This is a genomic window from Pseudomonas sp. FP2335 (assembly GCF_030687535.1).
Classification (GTDB): domain Bacteria; phylum Pseudomonadota; class Gammaproteobacteria; order Pseudomonadales; family Pseudomonadaceae; genus Aquipseudomonas.
In genome coordinates this window covers 2183488-2209188 of sequence record NZ_CP117437.1, presented here as the reverse complement: position 1 = coordinate 2209188, position 25701 = coordinate 2183488, and the positions used below count along the sequence as shown (strand labels likewise).

The 25701-nt window shown below is 63.3% G+C and carries 18 protein-coding genes; 13 read left to right on the top strand and 5 right to left on the bottom strand.

From position 1 onward, the window contains the following. Positions 1-204 precede the first annotated feature (204 nt). The 13 genes from PSH81_RS09975 (at position 205) to PSH81_RS09915 (ending at position 20258) form a co-directional block, all read left to right on the top strand. On the top strand, positions 205-2559 hold the full coding sequence (locus tag PSH81_RS09975) for a TonB-dependent receptor (RefSeq protein ID WP_305392414.1): 2355 nt from the start codon (positions 205-207) through the stop codon (positions 2557-2559). A 20-nt stretch (positions 2560-2579) separates the two neighbouring features. Then, positions 2580-3713, top strand: coding sequence for an ABC transporter substrate-binding protein (locus PSH81_RS09970; RefSeq protein ID WP_226456180.1), 1134 nt, complete (start codon positions 2580-2582; stop codon positions 3711-3713). Continuing rightward, positions 3710-4738, top strand: a complete 1029-nt coding sequence (locus PSH81_RS09965; RefSeq protein WP_305392413.1) for an iron ABC transporter permease — start codon at positions 3710-3712, stop codon at positions 4736-4738. The genes PSH81_RS09970 and PSH81_RS09965 overlap by 4 nt, the downstream gene beginning before the upstream one ends. Continuing rightward, entirely contained in the window at positions 4732-5487 is a 756-nt protein-coding gene (locus tag PSH81_RS09960; RefSeq protein WP_305392412.1) for an ABC transporter ATP-binding protein, read from the top strand. The genes PSH81_RS09965 and PSH81_RS09960 overlap by 7 nt, the downstream gene beginning before the upstream one ends. Before the next feature lie 154 nt (positions 5488-5641). Further along, complete coding sequence (locus tag PSH81_RS09955) at positions 5642-6097, top strand: (2Fe-2S)-binding protein (protein WP_305392411.1); 456 nt, start codon at positions 5642-5644, stop codon at positions 6095-6097. Then, on the top strand, positions 6097-8313 hold the full coding sequence (locus PSH81_RS09950; RefSeq protein ID WP_305392410.1) for a molybdopterin cofactor-binding domain-containing protein: 2217 nt from the start codon (positions 6097-6099) through the stop codon (positions 8311-8313). Before PSH81_RS09955 ends, PSH81_RS09950 begins: the two co-directional genes overlap by 1 nt. A 15-nt stretch (positions 8314-8328) precedes the next feature. Continuing rightward, a complete protein-coding gene (locus PSH81_RS09945; protein WP_305392409.1) occupies positions 8329-9660 on the top strand; it encodes a cytochrome c in 1332 nt (443 codons plus the stop codon). Positions 9661-10104: 444 nt separating this feature from the next. After that, complete coding sequence (locus tag PSH81_RS09940) at positions 10105-10401, top strand: hypothetical protein (protein WP_226456031.1); 297 nt, start codon at positions 10105-10107, stop codon at positions 10399-10401. Positions 10402-11488: 1087 nt separating this feature from the next. Further along, positions 11489-12502: an iron ABC transporter substrate-binding protein gene (locus PSH81_RS09935; protein WP_226456032.1), complete on the top strand. Its 1014-nt coding sequence runs from the start codon at positions 11489-11491 to the stop codon at positions 12500-12502. Between the two features lie 39 nt (positions 12503-12541). Beyond that, a complete protein-coding gene (locus PSH81_RS09930; protein WP_305392762.1) occupies positions 12542-14095 on the top strand; it encodes an iron ABC transporter permease in 1554 nt (517 codons plus the stop codon). Beyond that, positions 14092-15159, top strand: coding sequence for an ABC transporter ATP-binding protein (locus tag PSH81_RS09925; protein WP_305392408.1), 1068 nt, complete (start codon positions 14092-14094; stop codon positions 15157-15159). The genes PSH81_RS09930 and PSH81_RS09925 overlap by 4 nt, the downstream gene beginning before the upstream one ends. A gap of 314 nt (positions 15160-15473) precedes the next feature. After that, positions 15474-17042, top strand: a complete 1569-nt coding sequence (locus PSH81_RS09920; protein ID WP_192300391.1) for a sensor domain-containing diguanylate cyclase — start codon at positions 15474-15476, stop codon at positions 17040-17042. A gap of 78 nt (positions 17043-17120) precedes the next feature. Then, a complete protein-coding gene (locus PSH81_RS09915; RefSeq protein ID WP_305392407.1) occupies positions 17121-20258 on the top strand; it encodes a DEAD/DEAH box helicase in 3138 nt (1045 codons plus the stop codon). A gap of 24 nt (positions 20259-20282) precedes the next feature. Here PSH81_RS09915 and PSH81_RS09910 read toward each other — a convergent pair whose 3' ends face one another. The 5 genes from PSH81_RS09910 to PSH81_RS09890 form a co-directional block, all read right to left on the bottom strand. After that, positions 20283-20825: a thioesterase family protein gene (locus tag PSH81_RS09910; RefSeq protein WP_305392761.1), complete on the bottom strand. Its 543-nt coding sequence runs from the start codon at positions 20823-20825 to the stop codon at positions 20283-20285. A gap of 137 nt (positions 20826-20962) precedes the next feature. Next, the gene (locus PSH81_RS27500) at positions 20963-21271 is read right to left on the bottom strand and encodes a hypothetical protein (RefSeq protein ID WP_370694891.1); all 309 of its coding nucleotides are present in this window, start codon (positions 21269-21271) and stop codon (positions 20963-20965) included. A 371-nt stretch (positions 21272-21642) separates the two neighbouring features. Then, positions 21643-22563, bottom strand: coding sequence for a homocysteine S-methyltransferase family protein (locus PSH81_RS09900; RefSeq protein WP_305392406.1), 921 nt, complete (start codon positions 22561-22563; stop codon positions 21643-21645). Next, the gene (locus tag PSH81_RS09895; protein ID WP_053139792.1) at positions 22560-23609 is read right to left on the bottom strand and encodes a glycine betaine ABC transporter substrate-binding protein; all 1050 of its coding nucleotides are present in this window, start codon (positions 23607-23609) and stop codon (positions 22560-22562) included. The genes PSH81_RS09900 and PSH81_RS09895 overlap by 4 nt, the downstream gene beginning before the upstream one ends. 14 nt (positions 23610-23623) lie before the next feature. Continuing rightward, a complete protein-coding gene (locus PSH81_RS09890) occupies positions 23624-25684 on the bottom strand; it encodes an ATP-binding cassette domain-containing protein (RefSeq protein WP_305392760.1) in 2061 nt (686 codons plus the stop codon). Positions 25685-25701 lie beyond the last annotated feature (17 nt).

Genomic DNA, 25701 nt, shown 5'->3' with positions numbered 1-25701 from the left:
GCTCGCGAATGCGGCGTATCAGCCAACTCATTCATCGGCTGATCCACCGCATTCGCGAGCAAGCCCGCTCCCACAGTTTTGACCCCGTTCAACCCGCCCGAATGGATACGTACACCAAAAATAAACCCCTGCCACCCTGATACTTTTCCCAATCTCAACTGGCAAACACATCAAACCCCACTCCAACCCACAGGCCCCCCATCCATGCTCGTGATCCGCAGCGCACTGCTCAGCCTGGCCCTCACCAGCGCCGCCATGGCCGCGCAGTTGGATGGGGTGACAATGCGTGCCTACCAGATCACCCCCGGCCCCCTCGGCGCCACGCTGTCGAACTTCGCCGTGGACGCCGGCATCGCGCTGTCGTTCCTGCCGGCGCTCACCGACGGACTGACCAGCCCCGGCCTATCCGGCACCTATTCGACCGAGGAGGCCGTCACCCGCCTGCTCGCCGGCAGCGGCCTGGAAATGGTCTTGCGCGCAGACGGCAGCTACACCCTGGCACTACGCCGGGTCACCCTGTCGGAAACCACCGTCAGCGGCACGGCACAACGCAGCGACAGCCTGCCGCCAGCCTATTCCGGCGGCCAGGTCGCGGTCGGCGGGCGCCTGGGCATGCTCGGCAACCGCGACGTAATGGACGCGCCCTTCAGCGTCAGCACCTACACCGCGTCGCTGATCAAGGACCAGCAGGCCACCACCGTCGGCGATCTGCTGGAACGCGACTCTTCGGTGCGCTCCACCGGGCAGACCGGCGGCATTGTCGATTCGTTTTTCATCCGCGGCTTCCCGGTGGGCGAAGGCAACCTCGGCGAACTGGCCTTCGACGGCGTCTACGGCGTGGCCTCCAACTATCGCGTGTTTACCGAGTACGCCGAGCGCATCGAAGTGGTCAAGGGCCCCGGCGCCCTGCTCTACGGCATGTCGCCCAACAGTGCGGTGGGCGGCGTGATCAATGTGGTGCCCAAGCGCTCCCTCGACGAAGACCTGACCCGCTACACCGCCAGCTACACGCAGGACGCCCACATCGGCAACCGCATCGACATCAGCCGCCGCTTCGGTGACGAGCGCCGCTTCGGCCTGCGCCTGAACGGCGGCGTGCAGCAGGGCAACACGGTGATCGACGCGCAATCACGCGACGTCGGCATCGGTGCGCTGTCCCTGGATTACCAGGGCGAGCGCCTGCGCGGCAGCCTGGACCTGATCTCCCAGGAAGAAGAGTTCGACGCCGCTTCCCGACCGTTCCTGATCACCCCCGGCGTGAACATTCCCAACGCGGCCAACGGCCGCACCAATGTCAGCCAGGACTGGGGCTGGTCCCGCACCCGCGACAAATCCGCGTTGCTCAGCGGCGAATATGACCTCAACGATGCCCTCACTCTGTTCGCCCACGCCGGCGGCGGCAAATCCGCCGTGGCGCGTATGTCCGACCAGACGCCGAAGATCATCAACGCCGCCGGCGACACCGATTCCACACCCGGTTACTACCGCTTCGAAGTCCAGCGCTACACCGTGGACGCCGGTGCCCGCGTACGCTTCGACACCGGGCCGGTCAGCCACACCAGCGTGGTGCAGGCCAGCCGTTATCGCGACGAGCTGTCACGCGGGATCATTTCCGGCGCCTCGGTGCTGTCGAATATCTATCACCCCACCGACCGCCCCAAGCCGTCGATCCCCAAGCCGGACGCGCCGAAAGTCTCGGCCACCGAGCTGACCGGCGTGGCCATCGCCGACACCTTGTCGATATTGGACCAGCGCGTGCAGGTCACCGTCGGCCTGCGCCAACAGCGCATCCAATCGAACAACTACAACACCGCGGGCGCAGTCACCAGCGCCTACGACGATGGCAAGACCACGCCGCTGTTCGGCGCCGTGCTCAAGCCGTGGGATCACGTGGCGTTCTACTACAACTACCTCGAAGGCCTGAGCAAGGGCGATGTGGCGCCGTCCAACGCGGCGAACGCCGGTGAGATCTTTGCGCCTTACGTGTCCACGCAGCATGAGGTCGGGGTCAAGCTCGACTACGGCACCTTCATGTCGACCCTGGCGCTGTTCCAGATCGACAAACCCAGCGGCGAACTGGCCGCCGGGCGCTTTTCGGTGCAGGGCGAACAGCGCAACCGTGGCCTGGAATTGAGCGTGTTTGGCGAAGTCGCCCAGGGCGCGCGCCTGCTCGGTGGCGTGACCCTGCTGGACGCGCAATTGACCCGCAGCGGCATCGCCGCCAACCGTGGCAATACCCCGGTCGGCGTGCCCGAGGTGCAGGCCAACCTGTGGGCCGAATGGGACACGCCGACAGTCGAGGGGCTGACGTTGACCGGCGGCGCGATCTACACCGCCAGCCAGTACGTCGACCAGGCCAACACCCAGCGCCTCGATCCCTGGACCCGCATCGATGTCGGCGTACGCTACAGCACGCGCATCGCCGAGCGACCGACCACATTCCGCGCCACGCTGCAGAACCTGTTCGACCGCCAGTACTGGTCCGGCGTGGCCTCCTACGGCGCGTTCTCCCAGGCCTCGCCACGCACCCTCCTCCTCTCGGCCACGGTCGATTTCTGATACCTGCAAGGGCTTACATGATGCTTTCGATTGTGCGATGCGGCCACGTCCTGGCGGCGCTGTTGTTCACCGGGTTGCTGGGCATGCCGGCGTTTGCCACCCCCACCACGGTCACCGATCTGCTCGGCCGCCAGGTCAAGGTCAACCTGCCGGTGCAGCGGGTGATTCTCGGCGAAGGCCGCCAGCTGTACCTGGTGGCCGCACTGGACACGCAAAACCCCATCGAACGCATCGTCGGCTGGCGCAAGGACTTGATCCAGTCCGACCCGGACACCTACAACGCCTACCTGCGCAAATTCCCCGCCATCGCCAAGATCCCCACCTTCGGCGGCTTTGAAGACGGCACCTTCGACATCGAACAAGCCATCTCCCAGCGCCCCGACGTGATCATCCTCAATATCGAGGCGCAGCACGCCACCGAGGATGCGCGCTACATCGAGAAACTCGACGCCCTGGGCATCCCGGTGGTGTACGTGGACTTTCGCAACCAGCCCATGACCAACACCGAGCCGACCATGCGCCTGTTTGGCCAGTTGTTCGGCAAAGAGCAGCAGGCCGAAGCATTTATCGCGTTTCGCAACAAGCAGATCCGCCGTGTCACCGACGTGATCGCCGCGCAGCAGCCCCCGCGCCCTGCGGTATTTATCGAGCGTATCGGCGGTTACACCGACGATTGCTGCCTGAGTTTCGGCAATGAAAACTTCGGCCTGTTCGTCGAGCTGGCCGGCGGCAACAACATCGCCAAAGGCATTATTCCCAGCACCTTCGGCCAGTTGAATCCCGAGCAGGTGATCGTCGCCAACCCGGCCCAGGTGGTCGTCACCAGCGCCAACTGGGAGGCGTTCGCGCCGGGTGGGCACTGGGTCGGCGTCGGCCCCGCGGCCGACATGGCCGAGGCCCGGCGCAAACTGGCGTGGTACACCGGCCGCCCGGCCTATGCCGGGATCAAGGCCCAGGAGCAGCAAGCGTTCCACGCGATCTGGCACCAGTTCTACAACAGCCCTTACCAGTTCGTGGCGATCCAGCAGTTGGCCAAGTGGTTTCACCCGACGCTGTTTGCCGACCTCGATCCCGAGGCCGCCTTTCGCGAGTTGCACGAGCGCTTCCTGCCGGTGCCCTACGAGCCGGGCTACTTCGTGAGCCTCAAGCCATGAGCGCCTACCGCCAGCTGGTGCTGCGCAAACGCCTGATCCTCTGCGTCATGGCCGTGCTGTTGTTGGGCAGTGTGTTGCTCGACCTGGCCCTGGGGCCGGCGCGCTACAGCCTCAGTGAAGTGCTCGGCGCACTGTTTGCCCCGGACACCGCCGCGCCGCAAGTGCGCGTGGTGATGTGGGACATCCGCCTGCCCGTCGCGCTGATGGCGGTGGCCGTGGGCGCCGCGCTGTCCCTGGCTGGCGCGCAGATGCAGACCATCCTCAACAACCCGCTGGCCAGCCCGTTCACCCTGGGCCTGTCCGCCGCCGCCAGTTTCGGCGCCGCCATGGGCCTGGCGTTTGGTGTGGCGCTGTTCCCGCTGGCGGCGCAGTACATGGTGCCGCTCAACGCGTTCATCATGGCCATGCTCTGCGCGCTGCTGATCCACTTCCTCAGCCTGCGCCGTGGCGTGAGCGCCGAAACCATCGTGCTGCTGGGCATTGCGCTGGTGTTCACGTTCAATGCGCTGCTGGCGCTGGTGCAATTTTTTGCCACCGAACAAGCGGTGGCCGCCGTGGTGTTCTGGACCATGGGCAGCCTGACCAAGGCCACCTGGCCCAAGTTGGGGGTGATCTGCCTGGTGATCCTGATCACCCTGCCGATTTTCGCCAAGCGCGCCTGGGCCCTTACCGCGTTGCGCCTGGGCGACGACAAGGCCGCCAGCTTCGGCATCAACGTGCGCAGCCTGCGCTTGCAGACGCTGATCATGGTCAGCCTGCTCGCCGCGTTCCCGGTGGCGTTTGTCGGCACCATCGGCTTTATCGGGCTGGTCGGTCCGCACATCGCGCGCATGCTGATCGGCGAAGACCAGCGCTTCTTCCTGCCCGCCTCGCTGCTGACCGGCGCACTGATCCTATCGGCCAGCTCGGTGGTGAGCAAGACCCTGATCCCCGGCGCGATTTTCCCGATTGGCGTGGTCACCTCGTTGATCGGCGTGCCGTTCTTTATCTCCCTGATCCTCGGCGGGAAGAAAAACTCATGGTAAGTATTCAGCTGGACGACTTGGGCGCCTGCTACGGACCACGCACCATCATCAGCGGCGTCAGTACCGCACGCTTTGTCGGCGGCCAGGTGGTCGCCGTGGTCGGCCCCAACGCTGCCGGTAAATCCACCCTGTTCAAGCGCATCGCCGGGCTGCTCGACGGGCCGGGTAAGGTGATCCTGCAAGGTTCGACCAAGGGTGTGCAGGGCATCAGCTACATGCCCCAGGGCCTCAATGCCAGCGCCCGGTTGACGGTGTACGAATCGGTGCTGCTGGCGCGCAAGCAACTCGCGCCGGGCTGGACGGTGCACGATGACGAACTGCGGCTCGTGGATGAGATGCTTGACGCCCTGGGCATCCGCGACCTGGCCTTTCGCAACCTCGGTGAACTCAGCGGCGGCCAACAGCAACTAGTCTCCATCGCCCAGACCCTGGTGCGCGAACCCGAAGTGCTGCTGATGGACGAGCCCACCAGCGCCCTCGACATGCATCGCCAGGTGCAGGTGCTGGGCTTTATGCGCGCCCTCGCCCGCCAGCGCCAGGTGATCGTGTTTATCGCCCTGCACGACCTCAACCAGGCGCTGCGCTTCGCCGACCAGGTGCTGGTGATCGCCGACGGCACGGCCCAGGCCAGCGGGCCGAGTCATGAGGTGATCAATGAAGCCATGCTACGCACGGTGTACAAGGTTCAGGCGCGCATCGAACGCTGTAGCCGGGGGCAGCACCATATCCTGATTGACGACATCGTCTAACTGGCACAATCCTCGCGAATGCTTGCCTGATCCTCTGGATTTGACGACGGCCGGGCACATGCCCCTTGCGTGGTGGTCTAGAGTTCGACACTAAGCGGCCAGCGCATTCCCGATCCTATAAAGGCCGCACCTACCGTCGACGTGCAGGTGAGCCATGGAATTACGAATCAACCAGACGACCTATCAGGTCGATGCGGATGCCGATACCCCGTTGCTGTGGGTAATCCGCGATGACCTCGGCCTGACCGGCACCAAGTACGGCTGCGGCCTGGCCCAGTGCGGCGCCTGTTCGGTGCTGGTGGACGGCAACGTGGTGCGCAGTTGCGTGACCCCGGTGGCCGGGGTGGTCGGGCGTGACATCACTACCATCGAGGCGATTGAAGCCGATGCCGTGGGCAAGCGCGTGGTCGCGGCCTGGGTCGAGCATCAGGTGGCGCAGTGCGGGTATTGCCAGTCCGGGCAGGTGATGGCGGCCACCGCGCTGCTCAAGCACACCCCCAAGCCAAGCACTGCGCAGATCGACGCGGCGATGGTCAACCTGTGCCGGTGCGGCACCTACAACGCGATTCATGCGGCGGTCGACGACCTGGCCAAGCAGGAGCTCGCCTGATGAATACCCGCGATGAACTATTCGATGGCCCGGTGAACCTGTCGCGCCGGCGCTTTCTGGCGAGTACGGCGGTGGGTGCGCTGGTGATCGGTTTCGGCTTGCCCCTGGGTACGTCCAGGGTGCAGGCCGCGACGGCGGAACGCGGTACCCAGGTGCCGGCGTTCCTGGAGATTCGCCCGGACGGTAGCGTGCGATTGCTCAGCCCCTTCATGGAAGGCGGGCAAGGCACGCACACGGCGATGGCGCAGATTGTCGGAGAGGAACTGGACGCTGACCCCGCGACCTTCATCGTCGAGGCCGCACCACCGGGCGAGGCCTACGTGGTGATGGAAAACGGCATGCGCATCACCGGCGGCAGCATGTCGGTGCGTATGAGCTACCCCACCATGCGCCGCCTGGGCGCGCTGGCCCGGGCCATGTTGTTGCAGGCTGGCGCCGAGCAGTTGGGCGTGCCTCTGACCGAACTGAGCACCCAACCCGGTCGCGTGGTACACGCGGCGTCCGGGCGTTCCCTGGGCTACGGCGAGTTGGCCGGACGCGCCCTGGACATGCCGGTGCCCGACCTGGCAGGCATCAAGCTACGCGACCCGAGCCAGTTCCGTTGGATCGGCAAGCCGGTACGTCGCGTCGATGCCTACGACAAATCCACCGGCAAGGCGCAATACAGCATCGACCTCAAGGTCGACGGCATGCTCCACGCCGCGGTGCAACACGCACCGCGCCTGGGCATGACGGTGGGCAGCCTGCGCAATCAGGCGCAGGTCGAAGCGATGAAGGGCGTGCACTCGGTGCATCAACTGCCCGGCGCCGTCGCCGTGGTGGCCGAACGTTGGTGGCATGCCAAGCGTGCGGTGGAGGCGCTCCAGGTTGACTGGCAAGAGGCTGGTGCAGACGCGACCGTTCGGGTGATGCCCGCGGACTTTTCCAGCGATGGCTGGCGCGATGTGCTTGCGGCCCAGCAAGGCCCGGGGCGTGACGATGAAAACGAAGGCGATGTCGCCGCCGCGCTGAAAGGCGCCAAAACCAGCGTCGAAGCCACCTACCATAACCAGTACGTCAACCACGCCCAGCTGGAACCGCCCTCTGCCCTCGCCCGCTTCAATCCCGACGGCACCCTGGACATCTGGCTGCCCAACCAGGCGCCGGACATGTTCCGCGCCGACATCGCCAAGCGCGCGGGTCTCGATCCGGCGCAGGTCAACCTGCACTCGCCGTTGCTGGGCGGTTTTTTTGGCCGGCATTTCTTGTATGACTCGGCCAGCCCGTATCCCCAGGCCATCGCGCTGGCCAAGGCGGTCGGCCGCCCGATCAAGCTGATCTGGAGCCGCGAGGAAGAGTTCCTGCGCGACGTGCTGCGCCCGGTGGCGGTGGTCAAGTTCCGTGCCGCGCTGGATGACAAAGGCTTTCCCGTGGCCATCGAGGCGGTCAGCGCCACCGAAGGCCCAACGGAAGCGATCGCCGGTAAACAGGGGGCCAAACTCGACCCCACGGCCCTGGAAGGATTGTCGGGAAAATCCTATGCGATCCCCAATAAACGCATCGCGCAGATCTACGTCAAAGGCCCGGCGATGCTGGGTTATTGGCGTTCGGTGGGCAATTCGCTGAATGACTTTTTCTACGAAGCGTTCCTCGACGAGTTGGCGGACAAGGGCGGCCACGATCCTTACGAGTTGCGCCTGCACCTGCTGCGTGACAACCCACGGCTGACCACCCTGCTGCAAGCGGTGGGCGAGTTGTCCGGCGGTTGGAAACGCGGGCCGTTCACCGCCGAGGACGGCAGCCGCCGTGCGCGGGGCGTGGCCATGGCCTCGCCGTTCGGCTCCCATGCGGCGGTGATCGCCGAGGTGTCGATTGAACACGGCCAGGTCAAGGTGCATGACATCTGGGAAGCAATTGACCCGGGCAGCATCGTCAACCCGGCGATTGTCGAAGCCCAGGTGAATGGCGCGGTGGCGTTGGGCTTGTCCCAGACGCTGCTGGAGGAAGCAGTGTTCGTCGACGGCAAGCCGCGGGCACGCAATTACGACCTGTACCCGATCCTGCCGCCGTCGCGGATGGCGCGGGTGCATGTGCGGATTGTCGAGAGCGGCGAAAAGATGGGCGGCATCGGCGAACCGCCGCTGCCCGCCGTCGCGCCGGCCGTGGCCAATGCGGTGGCGCAGTTGACCGGCCAGCGCATCCGCAGCCTGCCCCTGAGTCGCCACACCTTCAGCTAACGCCAGGAACCGCCCATGAACAACCGTCGATTCGCAAGAACCGCAGGCTGGCTGGCGCTGCCCTGCCTGGTCGCCGCCGCCGTGCTGGCCTGGTATGTCACCCGCCAGCCCGCTTCGCCCTTTGAGCAAACACAAAGTGTGGATGCCGCATTGGTCAGTCGCGGCGAATACGTCGCCCGGCTCAGTGACTGCGTGGCCTGCCACAGCCTGCCAGGCAAGGCGCCGTTCGCCGGCGGCCTGGAGATGGCCACGCCGCTGGGCGCGATCCACGCCACCAACATCACGCCGGACCGCGACAACGGCATCGGCAACTACTCCCTGGCCGACTTCGACCGCGCAGTGCGCCATGGCGTGACGCCGGACGGGCGCCGGCTCTACCCCGCGATGCCCTACCCGTCCTATGTGAAGCTCAGCGACGACGACATCCGGGCGCTGTACGCGTTTTTCATGGCAGGTGTGCAACCGGCCAACCTGCCGAACATCCCCAGCGACATTCCCTGGCCGCTGAACCTACGCTGGCCCATCGCGTTGTGGAACGGCGTGTTCGCCCCCAGCACGCCCTACGCGGCCAAACCGGCGCAGGACGAACTGTGGAACCGTGGCGCGTATATCGTGCAAGGCCCCGGCCACTGCGGCAGTTGCCACACCCCGCGAGGGCTGGCGTTCAACGAGAAGGCCCTGGACGAGTCCGGCGCGCCCTTCCTCGCCGGCGCCCTGCTCGACGGCTGGTACGCCCCCAGCCTGCGCCAGGACCCCAACAGCGGGTTGGGACGCTGGAGCGAGGCGCAGATCGTGCAATTCCTCAAGACCGGGCGCAACGCCCATGCGGTGGTCTACGGCTCGATGACCGAGGCGTTCAACAACTCCACCCAGTTCATGCAAGACGCCGACCTGGCCGCCATCGCCCGTTACCTCAAGTCGCTGCCCGGCGACCCGCAGCGTGACGGCGCGCCGTGGCAATACCAGGCGGCGGCCGCCAGCAACGCGCCCGGCGCCCACACCTATGCGACCCGCTGCGCGTCCTGCCACGGCCTGGACGGCAAGGGCCAGCCCGAATGGATGCCGCCCCTGGCCGGCGCCACCTCGGCACTCGCCAAGGAAAGCGCCTCGGCGATCAACATCACCCTCAACGGCTCGCAACGCGTCGTCGCCGCCGGCGTGCCGGACGCCTACCGCATGCCGGCCTTTCGCGAACAACTGTCGGATCAGGAAATTGCCGAAGTGCTCAGCTACATGCGCAGCACCTGGGGCAACAACGGTGGCCCGGTGGATGCGCAGGCGGTAGGCAAGCTGCGTGGGCATACCGACCCGGCGAGCAGCAGCCCGATTATTTTGCATATGCGCTGAGGTCGGGCCTCAGCGATGCTGATGCTGCGGTTCACCGCAACTATAGCGGTGATCCCTTCGCAGCCTCGCTGGGGCTCGACAGCTCCCACATTTTGATCTCCATGCATCAGGGGACTTCGCTGGGTTACTGGCGTTTTGTCATGGTTTGTAAAGGGCCAGCAAGCCGTGTCGCTTTAAATTGCAGGACGTTTCCTAGACAATCCCTGCCGCCTTGTACCTGCTGGAATCGGTGGCTAGTCTGCGGTCCGTCACTGCTCATCAGTGACCGGGTTTAGTCGCCCGACTTCCAGTTGTGCGCAAGCTGTCACCGTGTTCATGGTGGCTGTGCGCAGGGCACCTTCGGGTGCGCCGGATCCAACTGGCCGGTCGACTAACCTGCGTACAGCCGCCACCCTCGTTTAGTCGCGAGGGGTCGGCTCCTCACCTACCAGTTGGAGATACACGATGAATAAGGTTGTGCCAGATCCCCCCTTCGACCCCGCCAAAGACCGCGCCGCCTTCAACCGCGCCATCGATCACTACCTGCCCACCAGAGGTTTCCACTCGGTCAACGAAGACCTGAGCTTCGAAGACGCCCTGCTCTACACCGCCAGCCTGCTCGACAGCGCGTCGGCCACCGCACTTGATTGTGGTGAACAACTGACAAGCCCCGAGCGGGCAAAGATCCTGGCAGTGTGGCATTTGCTGGAAATTGCCAAGACCACGGTGGATCGCTCTATTAACTGCCTGAAATATAACTAAAAAATCTGGGACCTAGCTTGATTGCGATCGCGCCGTGCCAGTCGCCAAAAATGTCAGCCGAACCACCGCTTTCGCAGGCAAGCCAGCTCCCACATTTGAATTTGCGCCTGGCTCAAAAAACAGGCTCACCAGGTATCCCCTGTGGGAGCGGGCTTGCCCGCGAAGTCGGTATGCCAGTCGCCAAAAAATGCCAGCTGACCCACCCTTTCGCAGGCAAGCCAGCTCCCACATTTGAATTTGCGCCTGGCTCAAAAAACAGGCTCACCAGGTATCCCCTGTGGGAGCGGGCTTGCCCGCGAAGGCGGTATACCAGCCGCCAAAAATGCCAGCCGAACCACCGCTTTCGCAGGCAAGCCAGCTCCCACATTTGAATTTGCGCCTGGCTCAAAAAACAGGCTCGCCAGGTATCCCCTGTGGGAGCGGGCTTGCCCGCGAAGGCGGTATGCCAGCCGCCAAAAATGCCCGCTGAACCACCGCTTTCGCAGGCAAGCCAGCTCCCACATTTAAATTTGCGCCTGGCTCAAAAAAAAGGCTCACTAGGTATCCCCTGTGGGAGCGGGCTTGCCCGCGAAGGCGGTATGCCAGTCGCCAAAAATGCCAGCTGCCCCACCCTTTCGCAGGCAAGCCAGCTCCCACATTTGAATTTGCGCCTGGCTCAAAAAACAGGCTCACCAGGTATCCCCTGTGGGAGCGGGCTTGCCCGCGAAGGCGGTATGCCAGTCGCCAAAAATGCCCGCTGAACCACCGCTTTCGCAGGCAAGCCAGCTCCCACATTTGAATTTGCGCCTGGCTCAAAAAACAGGCTCACCTGGTATCCCCTGTGGGAGCGGGCTTGCCCGCGAAGGCGGTATACCAGCCGCCAAAAATGCCAGCTGCCCCACCCTTTCGCAGGCAAGCCAGCTCCCACAGAGAAGCTCCAGCATCTGATAGCCCTCATCACAATTGTTAACCGTTTCTTTGACGTTTTTTTCTCATCTGCCGCTCTACATTCGCCGCGCCCAAACATGCAAATGATTCCTATTGGTCTAGGCTCAATCGACCACTAGCGGACTTCCCGTGCAGTTATAAAAACCGGAGCGCTCACCGCATGACCAGCCGTCTTCCTTCCTTTATCAAAAAAGCCCTGCTCGCCACTGCATTGGTCAGCGCGGGGCATGTGTATGCCGCTGATTCGGTGGGCATCGTGGTGTACAACGCCCAGCACGAAAGCCTGACCAAGGCTTGGGTCGAAGGGTTTACCCAGGAGACCGGTATTCCGGTGACTATCCGCAACGGCGATGACACCGAGATGGGCAACCAGATCGTGCAGGAAGGCGCCGCCTCTCCGGCCGATGTGTTTCTCACCGAGAACTCGCCAGCCATGGTGCTGGTGGACAACGCCGGGCTGTTCGCGCCGGTGGCACCGACCACCCTGGAGCAGGTAGACGCCGCTTACCGTCCGGCCCATGGCAAGTGGATTGGCATTGCCGCGCGTTCGACGGTGTTTGTGTACAACCCAAGCAAGCTCAACGCCGGCGACTTGCCGAAATCCCTGCTGGACCTCGCATCACCAAGCTGGAAAGGCCGCTGGGCCGCGTCCCCGGCCGGGGCCGACTTCCAGGCCATCGTCGCCGCTGTGCTGGAACTCAAGGGCGAAGCCGCGACCCTCGATTGGCTCAAGGCGATGAAAGCCAACGCGGCCATCTACCGTGGCAACAGCGCGGTGCTCAAGGCTGTCAACGCAGGCCAGATCGACAGCGGCGTGATTTATCACTACTACAGCTTCGTCGACCAATCCAAGACCGGCGAAAACAGCAAGAACACCCAGTTGCACTACTTCAAGCACCAAGACCCGGGCGCATTCGTGAGTATTTCCGGCGCCGGTGTATTGGCCTCCAGCAAACACCAGGAACAGGCCCAGGCCTTCGTGAAGTGGATCACTGGCAAAGATGGCCAGGCGATCTTGAAAGACGGCAACTCGTTCGAATACGCCGTTGGCCAGAACGCGCAATCCAACCCCAAGCTGGTGCCGCTGGCGCAACTGGACGCGCCGAAAGTCGACGCCTCCAAGCTCAACAGCAAAAAAGCGGTTGAGCTGATGACCCAAGCCGGACTGCTCTGATTGTTGCCTGAAACGTCCCTCCCCGGCATTGCCCACGCGATGCCACACAAACGCACCCACGGCCTGTTCAGAGGCTGTGGGGGTACGTGGGTCACCGGCCTGTCGGTGCTGGTTTCGCTGCTGGCGCTGTTGCCGATTGCGTTTGTGATCGGGGTGTCCTGGCAGATCGGCTGGGCGCAGATCGAGGCGTTGGTGTGGCGGCCACGGGTCGGCGAGTTGCTGGTCAACACCGTGCTGCTGGTGATGTTCACCCTGCCCCTGTGCATTGCGCTCGGCGTGGCCCTGGCGTGGTTGACCGAACGCACCAACCTGCCCGGCCGCCGCGCCTGGTCGCTGCTGGCGGTTGCGCCGCTGGCGGTGCCGGCGTTTGTGCACAGTTACGCGTGGGTCAGCCTGGTGCCGTCGATCCACGGCTTGCCGGCCGGTGTGCTGGTGTCGGTGATTGCCTATTTCCCATTTCTGTACCTGCCGGTGGCGGCGACCCTGCGCCGGTTGGACCCGGCCATCGAAGACGTGGCCGAATCCCTGGGCCTCAAGCCCTGGGCGGTGTTCTGGCGCGTGGTCTTGCCACAGCTGCGCCTGGCGATCTGCGGCGGTGCGCTGCTGGTGGGCCTGCACCTGCTGGCCGAATACGGCCTGTACGCGATGATTCGCTTTGATACCTTCACCACGGCGATTTTCGATCAATTCAAATCCACCTTTAATGGCCCGGCCGCCAATATGCTCGCGGCGGTGCTGGCCCTGTGTTGCCTGGCGATGCTCACCGCCGAATCCGCCGCGCGCGGCCATGCACGGTATGCGCGGGTCGGCTCCGGCAGCGCCCGCGAACAACGCACCGTGCAACTGAGCACGAGCACCACCCTGCTCGCCCTGACCCTGCAAGGCGTGACCTGCGCGTTGGCCCTTGGCGTGCCGCTGATCACCCTGGGCCAGTGGCTGGTCGCCGGTGGCGCGCAGGTCTGGCAGTTCGACGAGCTGCTGCCGGCACTCCTGCAAACCGTGCAACTGGGCGTTGCTGGCGCACTGTTGACCACCTGCGCGGCGGTGCCGATCGCCTGGCTGTCGATTCGCGCACCGGGGCGCTTGCAACGCCTCCTGGAAGGCTGCAACTACATCACCAGTTCGCTGCCCGGCATCGTCGTTGCGCTGGCGCTGGTCACCGTGACCATCCACTTCGCCCGGCCGATCTACCAGACCACCATTACGGTGCTGCTCGCCTACTTGTTGATGTTCCTGCCACGGGCCCTGGTGAGCCTGCGTGCCGGTATCGCCCAGGCGCCGGTGGAGCTGGAAAACATGGCGCGCAGCCTCGGCCGTTCGCCGGGCCGCGCGTTGTGGCTGATCACCATGCGCCTGGCCGCACCGTCCGCTGCGGCGGGTGCGGCGCTGGTGTTCCTGGCGATCACCAACGAGCTGACTGCCACCCTGCTGCTGGCGCCCAACGGCACCCGCACCCTGGCCACCGGTTTCTGGGCGATGACCAGTGAGATCGACTACGCAGCAGCAGCCCCTTACGCGCTGATCATGATCCTGTTGTCACTGCCGTTGACCGGCCTTCTCTACCACCAATCCAAACGCACGGCAGGCCGATGAACGCCCTCGAACTGAACGCACTCTGCAAATCCTTTGGCACCCAGCGTGCCCTGGCGGATGTCAGCCTGTCGGTGCCCACCGGCAGCCGCACCGTGATTGTCGGGCCGTCCGGCTCGGGCAAGACCACCTTGTTGCGCATGATCGCCGGCTTTGAATTTCCCGACTCCGGCAGCCTCACCCTCGACGGCCAACCGCTGGTCGACAGCACCCACGCCGTGCCGGCCCATCAGCGCCAGATCGGCTATGTACCGCAGGACGGCGCACTGTTCCCGCACATGACGGTGGCCGACAACATCGGCTTCGGCCTGGCCACCCAGGGCCAAGCGCGCCACACACGCATCGCCGAATTGATGGACAGCGTGGCCCTCGACGCCAACATGGCGCGGCGCTGGCCCCACGAACTATCCGGCGGCCAGCAACAGCGCGTGGCGCTGGCCCGCGCCCTGGCGCAACAACCCCGGCTGATGTTGCTGGATGAACCGTTCTCGGCCCTGGACACCGGGCTGCGCTCGGCGATGCGCAAGATGGTTGCGCGGCTGCTGAGCGACGCGGGTATCACCACGATCCTGGTGACCCACGATCAAAGCGAGGCGCTATCGTTCGCCGATCAACTGGCAGTGATGCGCCAGGGCCGCCTGGTGCAATCGGGCCATCCGATGGACCTGTACCAATACCCCGTCGACGAGCAGACCGCGTTGTTTCTCGGCGAAGCCGTCGTCATGCCCGCAAGGATCGAAGCCGGCTGGGCCCACTGCGGCCTGGGCCGCGTGCCAGTCGACAGCAAGCTCGACCACGAAACCTCGCGGATCATGCTGCGCCCGGAACAACTGCAACTGAGCGCCAGTCACGATAGCGGCTGCCGTGGCGTGGTGACTGAACGCGAATTCGGCGGCAATACCTGCACGCTGACCGTGACGCTGCCCGCCAATGAGTTCGCGCCCGGCCAGTCAATCCTGGTGCGCAGCTCCGGCCTGCAGGCGCCGCCCAACGGCAGCGTGGTGCACCTCACCACCGTGGGCTTGGCCCATGTCCTGAAAAAAACCGCGTCCCTCAGTCCCAGCTAAGTTTCGTGCCGTACCTTCTCCCCTGCGCCAACCACCGCGCAGTCAAGGAGAGGTCAGCCCGATGAATGCCACAGCAACCCGTTGGCTGAACAAAGTACCCGAGGTGACGCTGTCCTTCTGGGTGATCAAGATCCTGTCCACCACCGTGGGCGAAACCGGCGCGGATTAAGCTACCGTTGCCAGCCATGCGCGTACGTATCATCATCCACGCCGCAAATGGTTACCCCCCCCGTATTCCCCCTCATTGTTGAACCGCTTAGCCATTGAAGCTGTTGTCTTGCGTTATTGCAGAGCAGCACCACAAGGACACGCACATGCTCGGACGCAAACAGCCAGATGCCAAGCTGGCTGGCCCCACAAGCCCCACGCCCATCAGCGCCGGAGCCGCATTCCACCTGACGGTGAGCTTCATGCTCGCGGTGATCCTTGCGTTCCTGGCCGTGGAAGGCTGGCGCACCTGGCGGGACTACCATGCAGCGTTCGCCTCGGCACGCGACTCCGTCACCAACCTCGCGCGGGCCACTGCGCAGCATGCCGAGGATGCCATCCGCCAGGTGGATGTGTTGACCGCTGCGCTCAGTGAACGGGTGGAAGGCGACGGGTTGCACAATATCGATGTGCCGCGCATCCACAATTTGCTGGTGCAGCAGGCCAAGCTGATGCCGCAATTGCATGGCTTGTTTATCTACGGCCCGGAGGGTGACTGGATCGCGACGGACAAGGAGGTCCTGCCCGAGCCTGCGAACAATGCCGACCGTGATTACTTCCAATATCACCGTACCCACACCGATCCCAATGTGCGCATCGGCGCGGTGGTAAACAGCAAGTCCACGGGGGATTTGATCATCCCGGTTTCGCGTCGGTTGAATAACCCTGACGGCTCATTCGCGGGGGTATTGCTGGGGACGATCAAGGTCAGTTATTTCGTCGATTACTACGGCGATTTCAAAATCGATGACAAGGGCGCGCTGGTGCTGGCCTTGCGTGACGGGACCATCCTGGTGCGACGCCCGTTCATCGCCGCCGTGGTGGGCAAGAGCCTGACCGCGAGCGAGATTTTCAAGCGTTACCTGCCGATGTCCAACGAGGGTGTCGCCGAGGCCAGGGCGGTGGTCGACGACACTGAGCGCTTGTATGGCTACAGGGCCCTTGCCGCATATCCGTTGGTGGTTGAAGCGGGGCTTTCCCGCGAGTCCATCATCGCGCCGTGGCGGTGGGATCTGTTCAAGACCGGCTTTGTGCTGTTCTTCCTGATTGGCGCGTTCACCGTGTTCGGGCGGGTGGTGTTGAACCAACTGCGCCGGCGCATGGTAATGGAGGGCGAGCTGCGCCTGGCCCATCAGTCCATGCGCGACATGGCCTTGACCGACAGCCTGACCGGGCTGGGCAACCGTCGACGCCTGGACAGCGCGCTGCTGGACGAGATTCGCCAGGCCATCCGGCAGCGCTCGACGCTCTCGTTGATCATGCTCGATGTCGATTACTTCAAGCGCTACAACGATACCTATGGCCACGCGGCAGGCGACGATTGTCTGAGTGCAGTGGCTACCGCAATCTTGCAAGCGGTCAAGCGACCCGGGGACCTGGCGGTCAGGTATGGCGGGGAAGAATTTGCCGTGCTGCTGCCGAACACCGATAACCCTGGCGCCGCGACCGTCGCCCGCGACATCCTCGAGGCCATTCGCGCAATGGGCATCGAGCACAGCGCCCACCCACTCGGCCATGTCACGGCCAGCGCCGGGATCGCCAGCGTTCAGCCCACCGGGCAACACGTCACGCCGGCCAGCCTGATCACGGCGGCGGACAAGATGCTTTACGCGGCCAAGCAGAACGGCCGCGACCGCTGCTGCAGTGCTTCGGATGAGGAGGGGCAGCCGGTTTAGTGCGTTAGCACTCGCGGCGCACCGTGCCTGTTATCCTACGCATCAGGATTCCAAGCCAGAGTGTTTTCAAGGACGTAAATGACTGCGCAAAACACCGTGCGCTATTGGCACGCCGTCGAGTTGCTGCAACCCCAGGCCGCACCCAAGCTGAAAAAGCGCGACAGCGACTACCAGCCGTATTTCCAGGATGTGCCCTCCAACGCCCAGATCCTGCCGTGGATGCCAGCCAACGCGCTGAGCCGGCAACGGCTGCCGCCCAAACGCACCTGGAGCCACACCCTCTACGCCCACCTTTACGACAACCTGGATGTGGCTCGCCAACTGGAGCGGCTATTCGGTGCTGACCAGGGCTACAAGGAGCCGCAACGGCGCACTTCGGCGCTGTTCGCATTGAAGTTCAATGACCGAGGCATGATGCTGGCCGACAGCCTGGTGCTATCGAGCGAGGCCTGGTTCGTCGGCTGCGCCATCCACCGCAAGGATTGGACCCGCGGTTTCGACGAAGCCCAGCAATCCCTTCGCGAACAGGCCAGCCGTTTGCTCGGCGGCGTGGTCCTGGCCGCGGACCTGGAGCGCCTGACCACCTGCGTACGCCAAGCCTTGGGCCTCGATGCATTTTTCGGGGATAAACCACGTACCCACCGCTTTCGCTCGGCGCCAATCAACCCGGAAAAACCCGAACAGGAAGACGATCCGCTCAACAGTTTCCTGCTCAGCGACCTGGCCGACGTCGCCGACGCCCTGGCGCGCGGCGAAAACAGCCAACCACTCGCCCGCTATCTGAGCCAGCATGACGCCAGCCAACGACTGCATCTGGATCAGCCCGGCGCGGACCTGGCGCTGATCGACCGCTTGGCCCCGTCACGTTATGCCGCCGGCTGCTGGCCGGCCGAGCGCCATCTGGGCCTGGTGCACTCCCAGCAACTGGCGGTCAACAGCCTGCTGCAAAACCTGAGCAGCGACAGCGGCGTGATGGGCGTCAATGGCCCGCCAGGCACCGGAAAGACCACCTTGTTGCGCGACTTGATCGCCGCCGTGGTGACCCAGCGCGCCGATGTCCTGGCCTCGCTGGGCAAGGCATCGGACGCCTTCGTCAAGAATGGCCGGGAATCAGCCAATGATGGCGGTCGGGAGCGCTTCGCTTACGTGCTGGACCCGCGCTTGTTCGGCTTCGAAATGGTGGTGGCCTCGTCCAACAATGGCGCTGTCGAGAACGTTACCCTCGAACTGCCTCAGCGCGACAAAGTCGACCCTTCCTGGCTGCCCGACGCCGAGTACTTCAGCGAACTGGGCGAGCTGATCAGCGGCAAGCCGGCCTGGGGCTTGATCTCGGCAGCGCTGGGCAGCAAATCCAAACGTTCACAGTTCGTCGACCGTTTTTTCTATGGCAACGGCGGGTCCACGCCCGACACCCCCAGCCCAGAGGACGTACCACCGCCCAAGGGTATGCGCGAGTGGTTGAGTGAACAGGCACAGCAGATGAAGCTGCTCACATCCGCCGACAAGGCCAGCCACTGGCGTGCGGCCGTCAAACAGTACCAGGACGCCAAAGACGCAGAGCGCTCATTGCGCGCTCAAGCAGACGACATTCTGGAGCGAATCCAAGGCGTTATCAGTGCGAAGGCGCGCGTCAAACAACAGGAACATGAGCGCCAGGCACGACTGGCTCAACGGCGTAGCCTCGATGGCGAACACGCCGCGCTGGAATCACAGCAGCTCCCCCCCACCCGCGAACACTTGCAACGTGCCCTCCTGGCGCTCGAAGCGCACCTGGCAAAAAAACCCGGGCTGCTCGTCAACCTGCTCAGCCTATGGGGGGCACACCGTACCTGGACCGCCCACCAACGCGTGCTCGTTGGCACCCATATGCTGGCGAAGGATGCCTTCGACAGCGTGCAACGCCAGCTGGAACGACTGCGCCTGCAACTTGGCCAGCTCAATCAGCAGTTGGCGGCCGACGAACAGGCCATTGACGAAGCCATACGCCACGCCTCCTTGCAGATAGACAAGGCCCGCAGCGTTGCACAGGCGGGTCAAGCCGAGCATCTGCTGACCTGGCTGGAGCAAGGCCAACTGGGCAGGGGCACACACATCGAGCTGCGCGAACCCTGGATTCTCGAAGGATGGCGTCAAGCACGGGCAAACGTCTTCATCGAAGCGCTGAAGCTACACCGCACATTCTTGCAGATTGAAGCCTCACGCCTGGGCTATAACCTGAGCTTCATCACCAGCCTGCTGACCGGCGGCCGTTACCGTGGTGTATCCCAGGCCGTGATACGGTCGGCTTGGGCTTCGCTGTTCATGGTGGTGCCGGTCCTCAGCAGTACCTTCGCGTCGTTCGCGCGCTCGTTCGGCAGCCTGGGTTGCAGTGAGATTGGCTGGCTGCTGGTGGATGAAGCCGGCCAAGCAACCCCGCAGGCCGCGGTCGGCGCCCTGTGGCGCGCACGGCGGGCGGTACTGGTCGGCGATCCGCTGCAATTGGAACCTATCGTCACCGTCTCCGACGCGGTGCTCGAACATATGCGCACCCGCTATCACGTCGACGCGCATTGGCTGCCTAACCGACAGTCCGCACAGACCCTGGCCGACCACGCCACACCCTGGGGCCGAATGGCCGGCCCTCAGGGCCAGAAATGCTGGGTCGGCCTGCCACTGGTGGTACACCGTCGTTGCGATCGTCCGATGTTCGACCTGGCGAACCGTATTGCCTACGACGGCGCCATGGTCTACGGCACCATTGCCCCGTCTGCGGCCAAGGAAACCCCCGCTCGCCTGCTCACCGGGTGGGTGCATGCCAGCGGCCCGTCTTCAGGCAACTGGGTCGATAACGAAGGCCACGCCCTGGATCGCCTGCTCAGCGTGCTCGAGGCCGACGGCGTGCCGCCCGGCAGCATTGCAGTCATCACCCCTTTCCAGGATGTCCGTAATCAACTCAAGGACCGCGATCTCGGCAAGCGTGTGCACGGCACCATTCACACCATGCAAGGCAAGGAAGCTGCGGTGGTCATCCTGGTACTGGGCGGTAACAGTGAAAACGGCGGCGCACGCAATTGGGCCGTCTCACAACCCAACCTGCTCAACGTTGCCGTGACCCGAGCCAAGCGCCGCCTGTATGTGGTTGGCGACCGCAGCGACTGGCAACAGCGCAATCTGTTCTGTGACGTCATGGAGTTGTTACCTGCCCTTCACCCGGTGACTGCCGACACGGGCGCATAAAAGGCGAAAAGCGTTTTACAAACGTCACAATGGCTCTTCGTTTCGCAGTTGTTGGCGCATGTCATCACAGGCTTTCGACCAATCCGTAAGCCATTGCGGCATGCCTGGCGAATCCTCTGGCAACCCCAATTCGCGGCAGAAGGCAGAAGGTGAAATGGTGCCTTCTGCCGAGCGAAACAGACCGCGCATCACGACAACGGCAACCACGCGTTTGCGACTGATAAATCGATGCTCGAGGTAGCTCCACTTCGCGTCCCAGCCAAGCATCCTCGTATGGATTTCGAAAGACTCGAAAAGCTTCAGTTCACGGCGAAACTTACCCCAGGTGTCTCCAACGATAGGCAACGCCTTGGCACGCAACGCGACCCGAAATGCACCGCTGCGCAGCACATAGTCCATTCGGGCCACATCGGCCAGCGTGAAGTATCGACCGTTGGTAACGTGGCGATTGAAGTCCAGATCCAGAGGCCAGACCCGCAGGCGGGTTACGGTGGTTGCCAACCCATCGACAGGTCTACGCCAAGGTCTACGAAAAAGCAGGAATAAAAGCCGAAACCAGAGATTCATATGCGCCCGGATGTCTGAATGAGCAAAAAACTTTAGAGCAATGCGAGGCACTCAGATATGTCCGAAACTGACTGTTTTCATCCAAGGCGCACAATTGGGTTTGCACGGGTCAGAAGTACATCTACCGTGCCGGCCGGTTAGACAGTGGTCAAACAAGGCTGCTGGAAACGTTCATTGCCGCACCACAGCCGCACCGCTTCCACCGTGGCGCCCGCGCTGAGGGTGGGCAGCAGCCCCGCCAACGCCTGCGCAACCGCCTCGCGCTGCGCACCGAAAGCGTGGCGGGCGGCGGACAGTCTTGCATCGTTGAGTACGGCCTGCTGGTAAACCCCCATCAGGTCGCGCGCGGCACCTGTTCCTCGGCAAGCGCGGGAGTGCCGACGTACAACATCCAGCCAAACGCACAGCAAATCCTTGTGCAGACGCCCATGACACTCCACTTCCATTAGCCAGACACTTCAAACCGGCCCGGATTGTAGAGCGTCGATTGTGACGATTTAGAATCCGCTCGGTTGCGCCGGATCAAGCAGTGTGCGCCCCTGCTGCCCCGGCACACCGGCCGCACGTCCCGAAGTTCCCCCCTGCACCTGGAAGTAAGCGCCCTCTTCAAACAGCCAGATCCACTAGGCCGATTGCAACAGGTCAGGCCCGAAGAACGTCGCGCCGCCATTGACTTTCAGCACCGCTGGCGTGTGCGGATTGGCGGCAAGCACGTCCAAAATGCGCCCGGCAACGATCTGAATGCCGCTTCAGCCCCCCCAAAAACAGCCGGCACCGAACGTCGCCTGCTCAACAATCACGTCTTGGCGAAAATCAGTCATGCGCTGACCACCGCTTCGTTTGGCAGCAGATGCGCATGCAACTGCGCAATATGTTCAGGCCCGATACCGCAGCATCCACCGACAATACTGGCACCCGCCGCTACCCAGGTTCTGGACCAGTGCAGGTAGGATTCAGGGCCCAGGTCGCGGCGAATCTCCAGCAGCGTGCTGTTGGCCTTTGCCTCTGTGCTGACAGGCGGAAACGCGTTTGCGTAAACCCCCAGCTCGATGCTTTGATCGAGGCGCAGAAGGACATCCCCGGCCACCGCCAGCGCCGCTGCCATGACTTCCGGCTGGCTGCAATTGAACAGCACCGCCCTAGCCCCCAATTCGACCGCTACGTGTACCGCCTGGGCGACTGACTCCGAGGAACGCAATCGCGGTGGCTCGCCGGCTTCATCAAGCAGCGTGAACGACAGCCAAAGCGGTTTCGATTCTGCGCCAAGCGCCTCGACGACTGCCCGGACTTCAGCGATGGAACTCTGGGTTTCCGCCAGCCACACATCAACGTGCGCCTGCAATCCGGCGATGAGCTCGCGATGGATCACGACCGAACGTTGATGATCAAACAAGTCAGGTCGATAAGACCCTAGCGCCGGCGGCAACGATCCGGCCACCATGACCGGTTCGGTGCTGCCGGCCGCCGCCTGACGAGCCAGGCGTCCGGCCCGCTCGGCCAGCGCACGGCCCTGCTCGGCAAAGCGCTCATCACCGATGTGAAACGGCACCACCGCGTAGCTGTTAGTGGTGATGATTCGCGCACCGGCCTCAATAAATGCCTGATGAGCCTGCAGCACATAGTCAGGCGCCTCGATCAACGCGAGGGCCGACCATTCCGGCTGGCGAAACGGTGCCCCGATACGCTGCAATTCGCGGCCCATGCCACCATCGAGCAAACGCAAGGACGCCTGGCTCATTGGATCGCGCTCACTTTCGGCGCCGAGGCGGCGAGCCATTGATCAACCGTGGCACTGTTCGCCTGTACCCACGCCTTGGCCGCGACGTCCGCTGGCTGTTTTTCCTTTTCGATCTTCAGGATCAGCTCATTGAGTTGCGCAGGTTCGATCGCGACATTACGCAGGAACTCGGCAATTTTCGGTGCGCGTTTCTGCAAGGCAGCGGACGCCAGGATATGTACCTTGGCATCCGGGAAGGCGCAGGTGATCTGACTCTTGTTCAGCCAGTCCGGGTCGACGGTCGGACTGATGAATTTCCAGCAACCATCAGCCTTGTAAAGCGGGTCATCTTTTTTGTTGTCCTGGGCGTAACCGTCGAATGCCGGCTCTTCCAGGCGACGCAGGTCAAAGGCCGAAAAGATCCAGTCCGGGGTGTAGGCATAGAACACCACGCCACGTTGCGCCTTGTAAGCCGAGGCGAGTTTGGCGTAGGTCACCGAGGCTTCGGTGGACACCGACTCGAATTTATCGGCAAACCCGTAATCCTTGGCCTTGATCTGGCCGATGTAAGTCGACTCCCAGCCCGCCGGCCCCACCAGCAACTCAGCCTTACCGCCGCCCAGTGGCTCAAAGAGCTTGGCCACTTCAGGTTTTTTCAGGTCGTAGATGGATTTGACCCCGTACTTGTCCTGCAAATAACCGGGAATGTAAAACCCTTGTTCGCCCGCATACGGATGAGTGTTCGGCACCAAGGACCGGGTGCCGCCCGTGACGTATTTAGCCCAGGCTGCCGACTGGTTAGGCAGCCAGATATCGGTCAGTACGTCGACCGAACCGTCGCCTTTGGCGGCTGCGCTGAACAACACCGCGACATCCCCGGCCAGATACGACACATCGCCATCCAGTCGGCTTTTGATTACCTCACCAAGGATGTGTTGAATGGCGATAGCCCCCGTCCAGTTCTGCTCGCCAATGACAATTTTGTCCTTGGCGAAGACGGTGGCCGGGAGAATCAAGGATGCCAGCAATGCGGCCGCACCGAAGGTACGCGACAGATGTGTCTTCACGATAAATCTCTCAGTTAGTTGTGCCGGTGGTCTTGCTTGCGCAAGCTCGATTGAATGATTCGGTCAGGGATCAGTGCACACAGGACGATCGCCACGCCGGCGAGCACGCCTTCGCCGCCCTTGATGTTGCGCAGCGCCGTCATCACGTCATAACCCAGGCCGCCGGCGCCGATCAGGGCAGCGACCACCACCATCGACAAGCTCATGACGATGGTCTGGTTGATCCCCAATAACAGCGAGCGGCGAGCCAAGGGCAGTTGCACCTTGATCAGGGTCTGCCAAGGACTGGCACCGTGTGCCACCGCCGCTTCGACAGCATCCTTCGCAACTTCCTGGATACCCAGCGACGTCAGACGAATCATCGGCGCCAGGGCGAAAATCACGGTCGCGATCACGGCGGGGGTCTTGCCGACAGAAAAGAACGCCACGGCAGGAATCAGGTACACAAACGTCGGCAGGGTCTGCATGACGTCCAGCAGGGGCGTAATCACCCGCCGTAAAAGCGGACGCTTCGCCAGCAGGATGCCGGTGGGTACGCCAATGACCAGGGCAATCAGTACCGAAGAACCGACCAGCGCCAGCGTGGCAATGGTTCGCTCCCAAAAGCCAAACAGGCCGATGTACAACAAGGCTGCGCTGCTGGTCAGTGCCAGCGGCAAGCCAGCTGAACGCCACGCCAGAAACACCAGCGCCAGTGCCGAAACCGGCCATGGCAACCAACCTAGGAGGTTTTCAATGCCTTCGATGACGGTGCGAACGGCAACGATCACGCCGACGAATGCACCCTCGAACGTCACCTGCGACCAGCCAATGAATTCATCAATGCTCTGTGCCGCCAGCAGCAAGGCCTGGCGATTGGCCGGGAACTGCAGCAACACACCAGTGGCGTCAGGTGTGACGACGCGCCAGATCACCAGTGCCTGACTGACCACCAGCACAGCCAAAGGCAGCCCCCAACCCGATACGTTGCGCAGCACAGGCTGGCGGCTCAACGAGAGCGCTGTGAAACGACTGGCCGCGAACACCATCACCGCCGCCAGAATCGCCAGCCATGATGAACTGGCAATGCCCTGGGCCAGTGCCGCTAGCGCTGCGAGTTCAACGGCGAAGCCGAGCCAAAACAAACCGCCCTTGCCTCGCGCAGCAAGCGCAGCAGGTCCCAGCAACAATGCCTGCCACCCGCGCAAGCCGGGCTGGACGTGCGGCCCACGAGGAGCGGTTTCGGGGGGCTGAAGGCCAACGCTGTCGACGCTGTGAAGGGGTGTATGGGTTGAATTGAAGTCCCGGAAAAAGTCCGCAACTTCGGCGTCAACCGGATGCTCGAGCAACTGTTTGGGCGTGCCCAATTGCACCAGCCGTCCTCGGCGCAGCACTGCGATGCGGTCAGCAAGGCGTATGGCTTCGGCCGGGTCATGGGTGACCAGCAATGTGCTGATACCGCGCTCACGCACCAGTGCCAGGAAATGACTTTGCAGATCGCGTCGAATGGTCGGATCCAGCGCACTGAACGGCTCGTCCATCAGTAGAATGTCGGGATCAGTCACCAATGCGCGTGCCAGGCCAACCCGTTGCTGCATGCCACCGGACAACTCATGGGGATAATGTTCGCCCCACCCCTCCAGACCTACCGCCTGCAACTGCAGAATAGCCGCAGCATGACGAATCGACTCGGGTTCACCACGCAATTCGAGGGGCAGCGCGACGTTGTCCAGCACCGTACGATGGGGCAACAGGCCAAAATGCTGGAACACCATCCCGATGCGGCGCGATCTCAAGTCGCGCAAAGCTTTGTGGCTCAAACCGCTGATGGTCTGCCCTTCGATCAAGACATCGCCACTCGAGGGCTCAATCAAGCGATTGATATGCCGCAGCAGCGTGGATTTCCCGCTTCCTGATGTGCCCATCAGGCACAGAACTTCACCGCGCCGCACCTTCAAACTGACATTGCTGACGGCCGGCAGCACTGACGAACCTTTGCGCAGATAGGCTTTGGTGACGTCTCGCAACTCAAGCACAACGTCGGCCTCATTGGCGTGATCGCTGGAGGGTTGCGCACGCTGTTGAGATGAGTCGATCCGGGCAGTTGCCAAAG